Genomic DNA, 14,798 nt, shown 5'->3' with positions numbered 1-14,798 from the left:
TGCAGTGAAGCCGGAAGCGTGGCCCCAAGCGCCCCAAGCGGTGACCGAGGCCGACGCGGCCGCCGTCTCCGCGCAGCTCGGACGCCCCATCCGCGGCGCCCACGCCGTCGCCTGGCGCTGCCCCTGCGGCCAGCCGGCCGTCGTCGAGACCGAACCGCGCCTGCCCGACGGCTCGCCGTTCCCCACCACGTACTACCTGACCTGCCCCAAGGCCGCGTCCGCCATCGGCCGCCTCGAAGGCGGCGGCGTCATGAAGGACATGAACGAACGGCTCGCCGCCGACCCCGAACTGGCCGCGCACCACCGGCGCGCCCACGAGGACTACCTGGCCCGCCGGGCCCGTCTCGGCGACGTCCCCGAGATCGCCGGGGTCTCCGCCGGGGGCCTGCCCGACCGCGTCAAATGCCTGCACGCCCTCGTCGGCCACGCGCTCGCAGCCGGGCCCGGCGTGAGCCCGATCGGCGACGAGGCCATCGAGATGCTGCCCGAGTGGTGGCGGAACGCAAGCTGCGCACACCGCGAGGAGAGCGAATGAGCACCCGGCGCGTCGCCGGCATCGACTGCGGCACCAACTCGATCCGCCTGCTCATCGCCGACATCGGCGACGACGGCCGCCTCCGCGACGTCGTGCGCCGCATGGAGGTCGTGCGCCTCGGCGAAGGCGTCGACCGGACCGGGCGCCTCGCCGACGCCGCCCTGGAGCGCACCCGCACCGCCCTCGCCGACTACACCGCGCAGATCCGCAGAGAAGGCGCCGAAGCGGTCCGCATGGTCGCCACCTCCGCCAGCCGCGACGCCGCGAACGCCGACGACTTCACGGCCATGGTCGAGACCGTCCTCGGCCAGGCCCCCGAGGTCATCACCGGCGACGAAGAGGCCCGGCTCTCCTTCACCGGCGCGGTCGCCACCCTGCCCGCCCACGCCGGGCAGCGGATGCTCATCGACATCGGCGGCGGCTCCACCGAGTTCGTGCGCGGCACCGGCTCCGAGGTGCTCGCCGCGATCTCCATGGACGTCGGCTGCGTGCGCATGACCGAGCGGCACCTCCGCTCCGACCCGCCGCGCCCTGACGAGATCGACGCCGCGGTCGCCGACGTCACCGCCCTCGTCGACCGCGGGCTCGCCGTCGCCGACGCCGACCGTGACGCCACCGAGCTCGTGGCCGTCGCCGGGACCGCGACGACGATCGCCGGGATCGCCCTGGGCCTGCCGGCCTACGACGCGGACGCGATCGACGGCAGCCGCCTCTCGTACGAGCAGGTCGCGAAGGTGACCGCCGACCTGGCCGCGGCCGACCACGCCGCGCGGCTCGCGATCCCGGTGATGCATCCGGGCCGGGCCGACGTCATCGTCGGCGGCGCGCTGGTGCTGCGCACCGTCATGGAGCGCAGCGGGATCGACTCGGTCCTCATCAGCGAGCACGACATCCTCGACGGCATCGCACTGTCTGCTTAGGACGAACGACGGCGGCCCCGCGATCGCGGGGCCGCCGTCGTATCCGATTACGCCGCTTGGAGATCCTTCGTCCGCGCCTGCGGCTCCTTCACGGGCGTCTTCGCGGCGGCGCGCCACATCTCGGCCGCGAGCCACAGCGCCGCCGCGGCCACCGCGGCGCCCCAGGCGATCCGACCCGCGTGGGGCAGGAAGAACTGCGGCAGGTACGTCGCCATGAGGACGGCGAGCGGGACGCCGCTCCACCGGTTGAGCGTCCCCGAGCGCCACACCGCGACCGCCGCGATGACGGCCGCGAGCGCGATGAGCGCGAGGCCGGTCGCGAACACCGCCATGGCGACGGGATCGAACCGGAAGGCGTCGGCGACCTCGGTCATCGTCGGGTCGGCGTCGGCCACGGCGCGCTCGCCGATCGCCTTGAGGCCGTAGACCTCCGCGCCGTAGTACGAGATCGTCAGCGCCGATCCGATGTAGCCGGCGGTCGCGGCGAGGAACGCGGTCTTCTCGTTGCGGGTGCCTTCGAGGTGGCCGCGCAGGGACCCGTAGGCGAGCGGGATGAGGATGAGCCCGACGATCGCGGCGATGTGGGCGACGGCCCAGCCGGCGCTCGTCCAGGACTCGGCGCCTTCGAGCGTGGTCTGGTCGAGGCGCGGCGCGGCCGCCTCGTAGAGGACGAACAGGACGCCGGCGAGGCCGAACGCGACGGCGCCGGTGCGGGGGTCTGGGGTGCCTGACACGGGGTGCTCCTTGTGGGTTCGCCGCTCGAAGTCGAGAGCGGCGCTCTCTGTTGAGAGCAATGATTGCACATCCCTGGTCGGCAACGCAAGAGCAGTGCTCTCGTTTCTGTACACTGGCCTGATGAACGCGCCGAGAACCGCCAGAGAACGCGCCCGAGCCGAGCTCACCAAGGAGATCCTGACCTCCGCCCGCCGCCAGCTCGGCGACGTGGGCGCCCCCGGCCTGTCCCTGCGCTCGGTCGCCCGCGACCTCGGCATGGCCTCCTCGGCCGTGTACCGCTACTTCGCCAGCCGCGACGAGCTCCTGACCGCGCTCCTCGTCGAGTCCTACGGCGAGATCGGCGACGCCGCGATCGCCGGCGACCTCCCCGACGCCGCCCCGGAGGAGCGCTGGCTCTCGGTCTGGCGCGCCGTCCGCGCCTGGTGCCTGGCCAACCGCCATGAGTACGCGCTGCTGTTCGGCACCCCGGTCCCCGGCTACGCCGCCCCCCATCTCACGACCGAGATCGCCGCCCGGATGCCGCTCACGCTCGCGCGCATCGTCGCCGACGCCAAGCGCTCCGTCGGTCTTCGGCCCTACACCGGCCCGGTGTGCGACCCGGCCGCCATCGAGCCGGCGATGCTCGACCTGCTCGCGGACGGCGACTTCACCGTCGAGGAGACCGCCCGGCTGATCCTGGCCTGGAACCGCCTCGTGGCCGTCATCGGCTACGAACTCCACGGCCACCTCAAGAACGTGACCGCCGACGACGCCCTGTTCTTCGAGTACACGGCCCGCGCCGAGGGCGCGAACCTGGGCCTCGCCTTCGACTGAGCGCGCGCGAACCGGATCGGGCACCGGTCACGCGTCACCGGGACGGCGAGAGCCGGATCCGCGCGCACGGCAGCGGACAGGGCCGCCCGGGCGACCGGGCGGCCCTGGCTCGAGTCTCAGAAGAAGTACAGCCCCAGCGCGATCGCGGCCACGAGCAGCACGACGGCCGCCGCGGCGAGGATCCAGGGCCGGCGCCGGCGCGGCCGGTGCTCGGACACGTCGCCGACGACCACGGTGACGTTGTCGGGGCCGCCGCCCTCGAGGGCCAGGCGGACCAGTTCGTCCGCGGCCGCCTGAGGGTCGGCGAAGTCGCGGAGGACGTTCTCGATCACGGCGTCGTCCACGACGTCGCTGAGCCCGTCGGAGCAGAGCATGTACCGGTCGCCGATCTGCGCGGGACGGGTCTCGAAGTGCGCCGGCGCGGGGTTGGCCTGGAGCACGCGCGTCACGACGGACTTGTAGGGGTGGTCCTGGGCCTCGGCGGGCGTGATGGCGCCCTCGTCGACCAGGTGCTGCACGTACGAGTCGTCCACGGTCACCTGGACGAAGTCCTCGCCGCGGATCTGGTAGGCGCGCGAGTCCCCGATGTGGACGATGTCGACGGCGTCGTCGCCGAGCCACAGGCCCGTCAGCGTCGTCGCCATGCCCTCGGACTCGGGGTTCTCGGCCACCGCGGCGCGGATGCGGTCGCGGGCGGCCTCGACGACCTCGCCCAGCTCCGCGTGCGCGTCGGCGGGGGAGCGGCGGGCCAGGCGCGTCACCTCGGCGATGGTCACCCCGCTGGCGACCTCGCCCGCAGCGGCGCCCCCCACGCCGTCGGCGACCGCGAGCAGTCGCCGCGACGCGAGGTGGGAGTCCTCATTCAGGTCGCGGACTTTGCCCACGTCGGTGGCGGCGCCGTAGCGCCAGCGCAATTCGGTCACAGGCGATCACCACTGATTCGGCACTGAGTTTCGGCTGTCTGTTCAAAGCTTGGCCGTTCGAGGGACATGGGCGCAAGTGTAGTGGTCCGGCACTCACAGCACGCGACCGTTGAACCCCGGTCGGGGCACCGGGCCGGACCGGCGCTGTATCCCCCGTTCGTGCCAGCCTGTGATCCCGCCGCTGAGCTGCGGTGACACCCCGATTACGCTGGACTCAGCCCGCCCGCCGCCACCCCCGGGAGCTGCCATGCACACGGTTCTGGCCGACCGCTACGTCCTCGAGCAGGAGATCGCGCGCGGCGCGGTCGGCATCGTGTGGCGCGCGCTCGACCGGATCACCGGGGACCGGGTGGCCGTCAAGGTGCTCCGGGAGGAGCTGCGCGACGAGGCGGAGATCTTCGAGTCCTTCCGCGCCGAGGCCGAGATCCTGCGGACGATCGACCACCCGGGCGTCGTGGGCGTCAAGGACTTCATCGTCACCGAGACGGTCTGCGCCGTGGTCCTGGAGTTCATCGAGGGCCTGGACCTGCGCGAGCACCTGCGCGTGCACGGGCCGCTCCCGGCGTCCGAGGCCGCGCTGCGGTGCGCCAGCGCCGCCGAGACCCTGGCCGCGATCCACCGCTCCGGGTACCGCCACAGCGACGTCAAGCCCGGCAACCTCATGCTCCACGGCTCCGACGGCGTCAAGTTCGTCGACTTCGGGATCGCCCGCGCCGCCGCCTCCCGCACCGCCCCCTCGCACGGCACCCCCGAGTACATCGCCCCGGAGGTGGCCTCCGGCGACTCGGCGAGCACCGGGGTCGACAACTACGCGCTCGGGCTGGTCCTCTACGAGGCGCTGACCGCGCACAGCGCCTACCGCGGCGGGTCCATCACGGACGTGGTCGAGCGCCACCTGACCCGCATTCCCGTCAAGCCGGCCGCCGTCGACGGCGAGCTGTGGCAGGTCGTCGAGATGCTCCTGTCGCTCGACCCGCGCGCCCGCGGAGACCTCGACGCGGTCGCCGCCGAGCTGCGCCGACTCGCCCCGCGCCTGTCGCGGCAGGCGACCGCCCCGATCCAACCCGAACTGCGCGAACGGGACGCGACGCGCTCCTTCGACTACGCGCCCGTCACGCCCCACCGGCCGGAGATCGGCGCCGGCGCCCTCTGCGCGATGCTCGCCGCCGAGTCGGCGCCCGCGGAGTCGCCTCGCCGCGGCCGGTTCGTGGCGGCCGCCCTGGCACTGGTCGCGCTCGCGGCCGGAGCGGTCTGGGCCTTCGCGGCCCTGACGGGCCCGGACGTCCCGAATGCGGAGGATGCGGACGGTCCGTCCGAAGAGGCCGGCTCGTCGGCGCCCGCCGAGGGCGAGTCCTCAGCGGACCCAACGGAACCGGCACCGAGCGGCTCCGGGTCTCCCGGCGAGGAGTCCGCCAGTCCTCAAGGGCCGGAGTCGGAGAGCCCCGACGCCGGGGTGGAATCTACTGAAATGTCCGAGTCGGATGAGGGCGACGGAGGCTCCACAGAGGGCGGTTCCGACGATGACTCGCCCGGATCGGACCTCATCGGTTCGCCCATGCCGACAACTGAAATCGGCGGCGACAGTCGATAATGATCCATGAGCGCCGAGTGACCCCGCATCGTCCGAACCGATGAGGGCGATGGGGATCACACGATTGGAATTCTCCGATCAGGCGTTGCAATCCCGGATCGACCCCCGACGGATTCACAAGGCTTGCAGTGCTTTCCATGGTCACGCAGGATGAACCATCGGTCGAGGTCTATCGACACATTGGAGCTGTCCACTTGTCAGAGCGGCATCCACATGGCATCCTGTCGGGCATGGCAGGAAAAGAACTCAACGCGACCTCAGCAGCATTGCTGGGCTTGCTGCACGAAGGACCGATGACCGGCGGACAACTCATGGCGGAGGCGACCCGTCGCCTCGGTCCGTACTGGACCATGACGCGCTCGCAGGTCTACCGCGAACTCCCCGCGCTGGCCGAGGGCGGCCTCGTCCGCGTGGGGAAGCCGGGGCCGCGCGCCTCGGTGCCCTACACGATCAGCGCCAACGGCAAGCGGGCGTTCACCCGCTGGCTCAACGAGCCGGCCCGGATCGGCCAGCTGCGCGACCCCGTCGCGCTGCGCACGGCCTTCCTCGACTACCTCTCGAAGGACACCGCCGACGAGATGTTCGCCGACGCGGTCGAGCAGCACCAGGAGGCCTTGGCAGAGGCCCGTGCCGCCGCGAAGGACTACGCCGACGAAGACCCGAACGCCGCGATCGCGATGGAGTTCGCGATCGGGTACCACCGGGCGGCGCTCAGCTGGCTGAAGAAGCGGTAGACGGAGAGACCCGGCGCCGACGCCGGTCGCACGACATCAAGCACGGAACGGGACGCGGCCCCCACAGGGCTCGCGTCCCGTTTCGTATGAGCCCGAATACAGGCGTACCCTGATCTGTTGTGACCAGTGTCGATGTTTCAGCCGATCTCCGCGAACTCAAGGCGACGCTCGCCAGCGTCGAGGCCGTCCTGGACCTCCCCGCGCTCCGGCGCGAGCTGGCCGAGCTCGAGGCCGCGGCCGCCGACCCCGGGCTGTGGGACGACCCCGATCACGCCCAGAAGCTCACCTCGCGCCTCTCCTATATCCAGGCCGAGCTCAAGAAGCTCGCCTCCCTGCACGAGCGCATGGGCGATGTCGAGATCATGTTCGAACTCGCCGAGTCCGAGGACGACCCGGGCGCGGCGGCCGAGGCCGGCGCCGAGCTCGACTCGATCCGCAAGGCCGTCGACGAGCTCGAAGTCCGCACCCTCCTCTCGGGCGAGTACGACGAGCGCGACTGCGTCGTGACCGTGCGGTCCGGCGCCGGGGGCGCCGACGCCTGCGACTTCGCCGAGCAGCTCATGCGCATGTACCTGCGCTGGTCGGAGCCGCACGGCTTCGGCACCGAGGTGTACGACATCTCCTACGCCGAAGAGGCCGGGATCCGCTCGGCGACCTTCGCCGTCAAGGGCCCCTACGCCTACGGGCACCTCTCGGTCGAGCAGGGCACGCACCGGGTCGTGCGCATCAGCAAGTACGACAACCAGGGGCGCCGCCAGACCGGGTTCGCCGCGGTCGAGGTGGTCCCGGCCCTGGAGCAGACCGACGAGATCGAGGACATCCCCGAGGACGAGATCCGCGTGGACGTCTACCGCTCCTCGGGCCCCGGCGGCCAGGGCGTCAACACCACCGACTCGGCGGTGCGCCTGACCCACCTCCCGACCGGCATCGTCGTCTCCTGCCAGAACGAGCGCTCGCAGCTCCAGAACAAGGCCACCGCGATGGCGGTCCTCAAGGCCAAGCTCCTCCAGCGCAAGCGCGACGAGGAGCGGGCCAAGGTCGACGAGCTGCGCGGCTCGGCCACCGCCTCGTGGGGCGACCAGATGCGCTCCTACGTCGAGCACCCGTACCAGATGGTCAAGGACCTGCGCACCGGCTTCGAGACCGCCGACGTCAAGGGCGTCTACGACGGGAACATCGACGGCTTCCTCGAGGCGGGCATCCGCTGGCGCAAGAGCGGGGAGAAGGCCGCCGCCGGCTCGTAGGTTCCTATAGGATCCGGGCTCCGCTGTGGACGGCTCGTGGCGGCCCCGTGACCCTTCGCGGCGCCGGCATGGGCCTCCTGACCACATATGCTTCCCCCGTTCGGGCGAAATCACGCCGTTACCCCCGAACGGGCGGGACATATGGGTCCGAAATACCGGAATATGCCACGCTTGTACTGGAGCCGCCGGACCGGCCCGCCGAAACGGCGGATAGACTCCGCCTCGTGATTCAGCTTGAGGGTGTAACCAAGCACTACCCCCGGTCGAACCGCCCCTCGGTGGAGGACATGAACGTCTTCATCGACAAGGGGGAGTTCGTGTTCTTCATCGGCCCCACCGGTGCGGGGAAGTCGACGATCATCAAGCTCCTGCTGCGGGAAGAGGTCCCCGACAAGGGCAAGATCACCGTCGGGGACACCGACGTGACCCGCCTGCGCCGCTGGAAGACCCCGGCCTACCGGCGCAGCATCGGGTGCGTGTTCCAAGACTTCCGGCTGCTGCCGAACCGCACCGCCGCCGAGAACGTGGCGTTCGCGCTCGAGGTCATCGGCAAGCCCAAGTCCGTGGCCCGCCGCGTCGTGCCCGAGGTCCTCGAGCTCGTCGGCCTCGGCGGCAAGGAGCACCGCTACCCGCACGAACTCTCCGGCGGCGAGCAGCAGCGCGTGGCCGTGGCCCGCGCCTTCGTCAACCGGCCCCTGCTCCTGCTGGCGGACGAGCCCACCGGCAACCTGGACCCCGACACCTCGATCGAGATCATGCGGCTTCTCGACCGGATCAGCCGGACCGGCACCACCATCCTGATGGTCACCCACGACTCCAACATCGTGAACCAGATGCGCCGCCGCGTCATCGAGATCGAGAACGGCCAGATCGTCCGCGACCAGGCGCGCGGCGTCTACGGCTGAGCGAAAGGCAGAACCAGAGCACATGCGCGCGAAGTACGTGATGTCCGAGGTCTTCCTCGGACTGTGGCGCAATATCTCCATGACCGTCGCCATGATCATCACCATGGCCGTCTCGCTGACGATGCTCGGCGCGGGGCTGCTGCTGTACAACCAGGTCGACGTGATCGAGGAGTACTACCAGACCAACCTCGAAGTGGTCGTCTACCTCGACCGCGGCATCGACCAGACCCTGACCGACCAGATCCAGAACGAACTCGAGGACAGCGGCTACGCCGAGCAGGTCCAGTACGAGTCGCAGGACGAGGCGTACGAGCGCTTCAAGGACACCTTCGAGGAGTCCGAGGACCTGGTCAGCTCCGTCGACCCGAGCGTCCTCCCGGCCGCCTTCCGCATCAAGATGAAGGACATCGGCGACGCCGACAAGCTCATCGCCGACTTCAGCGAGCGCGAGGGCGTCTACCAGGTCACCAACCAGCGCGACATCCTCCAGCAGGTCTTCGACATCCTCGGCGGGGCCCAGCGCCTCACCCTGATCGTCGCGCTCGTCCAGGGCGTCGCCGCCCTGATGCTGGTCGCGAACACGATCCAGGTCGCCGCCTACTCGCGGCGCCGCGAGGTCGCGATCATGAAGCTCGTCGGCGCCCCGAACTGGTTCGTCCAGGCCCCGTTCGTCCTTGAGGCGGTCTTCGCCGGCGTCATCGGCGCGATCTTCGCCTTCGCGACGCTCATCGCCGCGAAGTTCCTGGTCATCGACGGCCAGTTCAAGGACCTCTTCAGCCTGATGCCGCCGATCAGCATGCAGTCGATCCTGCTGCTCCTGCCGATCCTCACCGGCATCTCCGCCGTCATCTCCGCGATCACCGCGTGGATCACGTTGCGGTTCAACATCAAGGTGTAAGGCTCACCCGTTCGGGGCGAGTGTCCCGATTGGCCTGAACATCTGTCGCAGATGGACTAGATTCGGGCGCTATGAGGCGCATCGGATGGCTGCTCGCGGCCCTGCTCCTGGCAGGGACCGCGAGCAGTCCCGCGTTCGGGGTCTCCCAGTCCGAGCTCGACGCCGTCGAGCGCGAGAAGGCGCGGATGGCCGCCGAACTCGAGGACGCCTCGGACGAGGTGCGCGCCGCCGGCGCGGTCCTCGCCGACACCCGGGCCCGGCTCCCCGAGGCCGAGCATGCGGTCGACGTCGCCCGCGGCAGGGTCGCCGCCGCCGAGTCCGAGGCCGCCCAGGCCGAACGCGAGGCCGACGCCGCCCGCGAGGCGCTCGCCGCCGCCGAGGCCGAGTACGAGGCCGCCGCGGCGGTCGTCGAGGAGGCCCGCGAGTCCCGCGCCGCGATGTTCAACGCGACCGCGCGCGGCGCCGAACTGCTCACCGTCGACGCGATCCTCGCCTCCGAAGACCCCGCCGAGGCCATCGACGGCCTGACCTACCTGGAGTTCCTCATGGAGGGCAAGGACCAGGCCGTCGAGGAGGTGACCCTCGCCCGCCGCGAGGCGGCCAACGCCGAGAACACGGCCGCGGTCGCCGAGGCCGAGGCGGAGGCCGCCGAGGCCGCCGCCGCGCAGGCCCTCGCCGACGCCCAGGTCCGCGTCGCCGAGGCCGAGGCCGCGCAGCTCGCGGTCCAGCGGCTCCAGGCCGACCAGGAGGCCGCGCTCGCCGTCGCCGAGGCCGAGCGCGCCGACGCCCAGTCCGAGTACGACGAGCTCGAGGCCGAGTCCGAGCGCCTCGCCGACGAGCTGCGCCGCCAGGACGACGACGACTCGGGCGGGGGCGGCCCGTCCTCGGGCGGCGGCGGTGGCGGCGACTGGGTCGTGCCGGTCGACGGCTGGAAGTCCTCGGACTTCGGCTGGCGGATCCACCCGATCTACGGAAGCTCCCGCTTCCACGGCGGCACCGACTTCGCGGCCGGCTCGGGCACCACGATCCACGCCGTCGACTCCGGCAGGGTCGTCTACGCGGGCTGGAACGCCGGCTACGGGAAGCTCACCTGCATCTCCCACGGCGGCGGCGTCACCTCCTGCTACGCGCACCAGTCGAGCATCTGGGTGTCGTACGGCGAGCACGTCGACCGCGACGAGGGCATCGGCGCGGTCGGCACCACCGGCGCCAGCACCGGCCCGCACCTCCACTTCGAAGTGCGCGTCCACGGCGAGCGTGTGAACCCGCTCGGATACCTGCCCGCGTGCCTGTGCCGATGAGCGCAGCATGCGAAGCCGGAAATGTGCTTGGCCATACAGATGTTCGATCGTTAAGCTTGCCTGGTGTCCAAGAAGAAGCAGGAGAAGGTCAAGCACTCGGGTTCCGAGCGCTCAGTGGTGACCACCAACCGGAAGGCCCGCCACGACTACGAGATCCTGGACACCTACGAGGCCGGCATGGTCCTGTCCGGGACCGAGGTCAAGGCCCTGCGCCAGGGCCGGGGGAACATCGTCGACGCGTACGCCGAGATCCACAACGGCGAGGCCCGCGTCCACAACTTCCACATCCCCGAGTACGACTACGGGACGTGGACGAACCACCCGCCGCGGCGCATCCGCAAGCTCCTGCTGCACCGCTCGGAGATCGACAAGCTCTCGCCGAAGCTCGACGAGGCCGGTCTCACGCTGATCCCGCTGTCGGTGTACTTCCAGAACGGGTACGCCAAGATGGAGCTCGGGCTCGGCCGCGGCCGCAAGAACTACGACAAGCGGCAGGCGATCGCCAAGCGCGAGGCCGACCGCGAGATCGAGCGGGCCGTCGGCCGCGCCGCCAAGCGCGGCGGCCGCTAGCGGCGGTGTGACCGGCGCGTCACGCCGGCCGTACCGGAATATCGGTTCGACGCCGCTCGTTGAACCGGGGTAGAATTCCACAGCACAACTCAACAGGGTGATGAACACTCACTCGACGTTGCTTCTGGCGCGATCCAGGGGCTGATCGGTTTCGACTCCGTACGTTGACGTGAGGGAAGCGGGTCGAGGAAGCCAACGCCGTCTCGTAAACCGATGTTGGAAACCAATAAGTGCCAACGCAAAGCAACGCACTGACTTCGCCCTCGCTGCTTAAGCGACAGTGAAGTTTGCCGCTCCAGGGGCGCATCCGCCCTGGTCCAGCGGCATCATTTAAGGATGCTGTGGCCGACGTCTTGATCGCTGGGACGTCGTCCGAGACTTTCGGCGATTAGAGCCCGTCTCACCGACTCGTCCGCGTGATCGGTGGGGCTCGATAAAAGGCACAGCGGACTGCACCCGGAGAAGCCTCACGAAGGCCGCGGAGGACCAGGGTTCGATTCCCTGCAGCTCCACCACACCCGCATGGGCCCCGAAAGGGGCCCATGCGGCGTTTCGGGCCCGTGCGACCCCCTGCGGGCGGCCGTATGGCGTCCGCGATCGACCCTGGGCATAGCTCGTCCCGGGCCGGCTCGTCCCCGCCGTTCCGCCCGCACTGCGCCTGATATGTCCGTAACATCGTCCTATGCACACGTTCCTGGTCGTCCTGCACGTGCTCACGGCGGTGATCTTCGTCGGCCCGGCCATGCTCCTGCCCCTGCTCGGCGAGCGCGCCCTGCGCGAACGCGACGGCGACCGGGTGCACCAGGCCGGGCGCCGCTGCATGCTCTTCAACGCGCTGACGCTCATCGCGGCCCTGTTCGGGGCGGTCGCGACCGTGACCAGCGACCGCTACTCGTTCGGCGACGCCTGGCTCGTCATCGCCTCCACGCTCTACGTCATCGCGGTCGTCAACGGCGCGGCCGTCATCCCCGGGGTGCTCGCCCGCATCGGCAAGGAGCTCCAGGACGCCCACGGCGCACTCGACAGCGCACTTGACAGCGAGCTGCTCGAGCAGCACCGCGGCAGGCTCCTCGCCCTCGCCGGGCTCAACCTGGTCTTCTACACCCTGGTGATCGTCCTGATGGCCTGGCGGCCCGGGGCGTGAGGGGCCGGCTCAGTTCAGCGACGGGTCGGCCGGGTAGTGCGCGACGGCCGAGAGCATGCCGCCCTGGCGCTTCCACACCATCGACCACAGGTCCTCGGGGCTGGTCGAGAACGGGTCCGCGGGGAGGGCGTCGAAGACCATCCACGCGCCCGCCTCGATCTCCGACTCGAGCTGACCCGGCGCCCATCCGGCGTACCCGGTGAAGACGCGCATGCCCTCCAGGAGCGGTGCGACCTCGTCGGGCTCCCGGGACAGGTCGAGGGTGCCGAGCCGTCCGAGCACGGGCCGGAACGCGTCAGAGAACGGCGCGTCGGCCTTGCGCCAGCCGAGTCCGATCGCGGCGTCCGGCTGGACCGGCCCGCCCTCGAACAGGACGGCGGGGTGGCCGGCGAGGACGGCCCACTGGTCGAGGTAGTGGGCGACCTTCCGTTCGGTGGCGCGGTTGAGGACCACGCCGAGCACGCCGTCGGACTCGTGTCCGACGCCGATGACGACGGTGCGGTCGAAGTTGGGGTCCTGCAGCGTGGGCGTGGCGACGAGGAGACTGCCGACGAACGACTTCGTTCGAGCCGGCGAAGTTTCACGACTGACCATGGCTCCACCTCCGTTCTGCGCCCGCCTCCGCGTGAGAATGCTTCGTGGCCTGGGTGCGGCCCGGTTTCTCCCGCACGGTATCCCGCGGGAGCGCGCTTGCAGCAAGGTTCCCGCACTTTCCGGCGAAATACACGGTGGTGTCGGGAGCCCGACAGTTGTTTCCTCACTGAGGGTGCGCGGAGCGGGACGATCCGCCGTCGCGACCGCCCTCGCAAGTGGAGCAAGAGGCCCCAGGTCTCCCTGGGGCCCAAGTGAAGCGATGGAACGCTGTTACCGGAGACCGGCGAAGAGGTCGTCCTCGGGCAGGCGGGTCTCGATCCGGGACTCGACGAGCTCGAAGTCCTCCGTCGGCCACGCCTTCTCCTGGATCGCGCGCGGCACGGCGAACCAGAACCCGTCCGGGTCGACCTGGGTCGCATGCGCCTTCAGCGCCGCGTCCCGGATCTCGAAGTACTCGGCGCACTCGACCCGGGTGGTCACCCGCTCGCTCTTGTCGCGGGTCCAGTCCCCGGCGTCCATCCACTCCTTGTACGGGGAGTCGAGGCCGGCGTCGGTCATCGCGTAGTGCAGGGCCTCGATGCGGGCCTTGCCGAACGAGTGGTTGTAGTAGAGCTTCAGCGGCTGCCACGGCTCGCCGCGGTCCGGGTAGCGCCCGGGGTCGCCGGCGGCGGCGAACGCCGCGACCGCGACCTCGTGGGTCTTGACGTGGTCCGGGTGCGGGTAGCCGCCCTCCTCGTCGTACGTGGTCACCACGTGCGGCTTGAACGAGCGCATGACCTCGACCAGCGGCGCGGCCGCCTCCTCGGTGGGCACCAGGTAGAACGCGTCCTCGGGGAGCTCGATGCCCGAGTCGGGGAGCCACCCGTCGGGGAGGCCGGAGTCGGTGAAGCCGAGCCAGTGCTGCTCGACGCCGAGGATCTCGCGGGCCCGGGCCATCTCCTCGCTGCGGATCCGCGGCAGGTTCTCCTGCACCTCCGGCCGGTCCATCTTCGGGTTGAGGACGTCGCCGCGCTCGCCCCCGGTGCACGTGACGACCAGGACCTCGATGCCTTCGCGCACATAGCGCGCCATCGTCCCGGCGCCCTTGCTCGACTCGTCGTCGGGGTGGGCGTGCACGCACATCAGGCGCAGTGTGCTTCGATTCGTCACAGCAGTCGACCTCGCTGGCTGGTAAACAGGGATCCATAGGGCTCGGACCGACTCGCGCGCAGCGGTAGTTGTCGGCTCCGGCATTCTGTGCAACGATACTCGATAATCATTGCTTCCCGGTTCCTCCCGGAATCCGGACTCCCGGCGGCGAAGCCGCTGATCGCGAAGGAAAGCCGCGCCAATGACTGAGACGCAGACCACGGACGGACGCGTGCCTGAAACGGCTGCCGTGTCCTTCCCCGACGGTCGCTACGGTCGCCGCCGCGAACCCTCCCGGCGCCGCCCGGCGGTGACCGCCGCCTTCACGGCCGGCGTCATCGCGGCCGGCGCCGTCGCCGCATGGCTCCTGACCGAGTCGTACGGCCAGGACGAGCTCTCCGAGCGCCTGCTCGCCTACGACGACTCCGTCCCCGGGCAGGTCGAGATCACGTTCGAGGTCTACAAGCCGGCCGGTGAGGGCGCCACGTGCGCCGTCCGGTCCCGCGACCTCGCCGGAGCCGAGATCGGCTACGCCGAGGTGGAGGTCCCGGCCGACGCTTCCACCCACGTCGAGATGACCTACGTCCTCCCCGTGGAGGGCGACGTCAATACCGGTGAAGTACTGAGGTGCTGGCAGGCCGACTGAACGCAGACTTACGGCCCGTCGCACCGCATCCCGGTCGGCGGGCCTTTCGCTATCCGGGGCCGCGTCCAGGGCGCGGTGCGCTGATGCGGGACTCCACACTACGGATCGCACTATCGG

At 70.5% G+C, this 14,798-nt stretch carries 16 protein-coding genes and 1 other RNA gene; 13 read left to right on the top strand and 4 right to left on the bottom strand.

Annotated elements, in window-relative coordinates; all coding sequences use genetic code 11:
• The first annotated feature begins 4 nt into the window (after positions 1 to 4).
• Positions 5 to 535 (top strand): DUF501 domain-containing protein, encoded by a 531-nt coding sequence (locus GFD30_RS07720; RefSeq protein WP_322633057.1) that lies wholly within the window; start codon positions 5 to 7, stop codon positions 533 to 535.
• A complete protein-coding gene (locus tag GFD30_RS07715) occupies positions 532 to 1,455 on the top strand; it encodes a Ppx/GppA phosphatase family protein (RefSeq protein ID WP_194201884.1) in 924 nt (307 codons plus the stop codon). Before GFD30_RS07720 ends, GFD30_RS07715 begins: the two co-directional genes overlap by 4 nt.
• A gap of 47 nt (positions 1,456 to 1,502) precedes the next feature.
• Here the strand turns inward: GFD30_RS07715 and GFD30_RS07710 are convergent, their stop codons facing one another.
• On the bottom strand, positions 1,503 to 2,189 hold the full coding sequence (locus tag GFD30_RS07710; RefSeq protein ID WP_153024596.1) for a hypothetical protein: 687 nt from the start codon (positions 2,187 to 2,189) through the stop codon (positions 1,503 to 1,505).
• 121 nt (positions 2,190 to 2,310) lie between these two features.
• Between GFD30_RS07710 and GFD30_RS07705 the strand changes: the two genes are divergently transcribed.
• Positions 2,311 to 3,003: a TetR/AcrR family transcriptional regulator gene (locus GFD30_RS07705; RefSeq protein ID WP_153024595.1), complete on the top strand. Its 693-nt coding sequence runs from the start codon at positions 2,311 to 2,313 to the stop codon at positions 3,001 to 3,003.
• A gap of 116 nt (positions 3,004 to 3,119) precedes the next feature.
• Here GFD30_RS07705 and GFD30_RS07700 read toward each other — a convergent pair whose 3' ends face one another.
• Positions 3,120 to 3,926, bottom strand: a complete 807-nt coding sequence (locus GFD30_RS07700) for a PP2C family protein-serine/threonine phosphatase (protein ID WP_153024594.1) — start codon at positions 3,924 to 3,926, stop codon at positions 3,120 to 3,122.
• 247 nt (positions 3,927 to 4,173) lie between these two features.
• Between GFD30_RS07700 and GFD30_RS07695 the strand changes: the two genes are divergently transcribed.
• The 9 genes from GFD30_RS07695 (at position 4,174) to GFD30_RS07655 (ending at position 12,313) form a co-directional block, all read left to right on the top strand.
• Positions 4,174 to 5,517 (top strand): serine/threonine protein kinase, encoded by a 1,344-nt coding sequence (locus GFD30_RS07695; RefSeq protein WP_153024593.1) that lies wholly within the window; start codon positions 4,174 to 4,176, stop codon positions 5,515 to 5,517.
• Between the two features lie 230 nt (positions 5,518 to 5,747).
• A complete protein-coding gene (locus GFD30_RS07690; RefSeq protein ID WP_153024592.1) occupies positions 5,748 to 6,251 on the top strand; it encodes a PadR family transcriptional regulator in 504 nt (167 codons plus the stop codon).
• 119 nt (positions 6,252 to 6,370) lie between these two features.
• Entirely contained in the window at positions 6,371 to 7,495 is a 1,125-nt protein-coding gene (gene prfB, locus GFD30_RS07685) for a peptide chain release factor 2 (protein ID WP_322633055.1), read from the top strand.
• A 224-nt stretch (positions 7,496 to 7,719) separates the two neighbouring features.
• A complete protein-coding gene (ftsE, locus tag GFD30_RS07680) occupies positions 7,720 to 8,400 on the top strand; it encodes a cell division ATP-binding protein FtsE (RefSeq protein WP_125249292.1) in 681 nt (226 codons plus the stop codon).
• A gap of 22 nt (positions 8,401 to 8,422) precedes the next feature.
• A complete protein-coding gene (gene ftsX / locus GFD30_RS07675) occupies positions 8,423 to 9,298 on the top strand; it encodes a permease-like cell division protein FtsX (protein WP_153024590.1) in 876 nt (291 codons plus the stop codon).
• 71 nt (positions 9,299 to 9,369) lie between these two features.
• Complete coding sequence (locus GFD30_RS07670; protein WP_153024589.1) at positions 9,370 to 10,599, top strand: M23 family metallopeptidase; 1,230 nt, start codon at positions 9,370 to 9,372, stop codon at positions 10,597 to 10,599.
• Between the two features lie 63 nt (positions 10,600 to 10,662).
• The gene (smpB, locus tag GFD30_RS07665; protein WP_322633054.1) at positions 10,663 to 11,169 is read left to right on the top strand and encodes an SsrA-binding protein SmpB; all 507 of its coding nucleotides are present in this window, start codon (positions 10,663 to 10,665) and stop codon (positions 11,167 to 11,169) included.
• Between the two features lie 137 nt (positions 11,170 to 11,306).
• Positions 11,307 to 11,684: a transfer-messenger RNA gene (ssrA, locus tag GFD30_RS07660) on the top strand.
• 167 nt (positions 11,685 to 11,851) lie between these two features.
• Complete coding sequence (locus tag GFD30_RS07655; RefSeq protein WP_153024587.1) at positions 11,852 to 12,313, top strand: DUF2269 family protein; 462 nt, start codon at positions 11,852 to 11,854, stop codon at positions 12,311 to 12,313.
• Between the two features lie 9 nt (positions 12,314 to 12,322).
• Here GFD30_RS07655 and GFD30_RS07650 read toward each other — a convergent pair whose 3' ends face one another.
• Both GFD30_RS07650 and mca read right to left on the bottom strand, forming a co-directional pair.
• On the bottom strand, positions 12,323 to 12,907 hold the full coding sequence (locus tag GFD30_RS07650; protein ID WP_153024586.1) for a YqgE/AlgH family protein: 585 nt from the start codon (positions 12,905 to 12,907) through the stop codon (positions 12,323 to 12,325).
• Between the two features lie 270 nt (positions 12,908 to 13,177).
• A complete protein-coding gene (gene mca, locus GFD30_RS07645; RefSeq protein WP_227995943.1) occupies positions 13,178 to 14,029 on the bottom strand; it encodes a mycothiol conjugate amidase Mca in 852 nt (283 codons plus the stop codon).
• A 208-nt stretch (positions 14,030 to 14,237) separates the two neighbouring features.
• On the opposite strand from mca, the gene GFD30_RS07640 reads away from it, so the two are divergent.
• Positions 14,238 to 14,681 carry a DUF4307 domain-containing protein gene (locus GFD30_RS07640; RefSeq protein ID WP_153024584.1) on the top strand — a complete coding sequence of 148 codons (444 nt, stop codon included), beginning with the start codon at positions 14,238 to 14,240 and terminating at the stop codon, positions 14,679 to 14,681.
• Positions 14,682 to 14,798 lie beyond the last annotated feature (117 nt).

Origin of the sequence: Glycomyces albidus (assembly GCF_009451885.1) — a bacterium.
Classification (GTDB): domain Bacteria; phylum Actinomycetota; class Actinomycetes; order Mycobacteriales; family Micromonosporaceae; genus Glycomyces; species Glycomyces albidus.
This window is presented reverse-complemented; position numbering and strand designations above follow the sequence as displayed.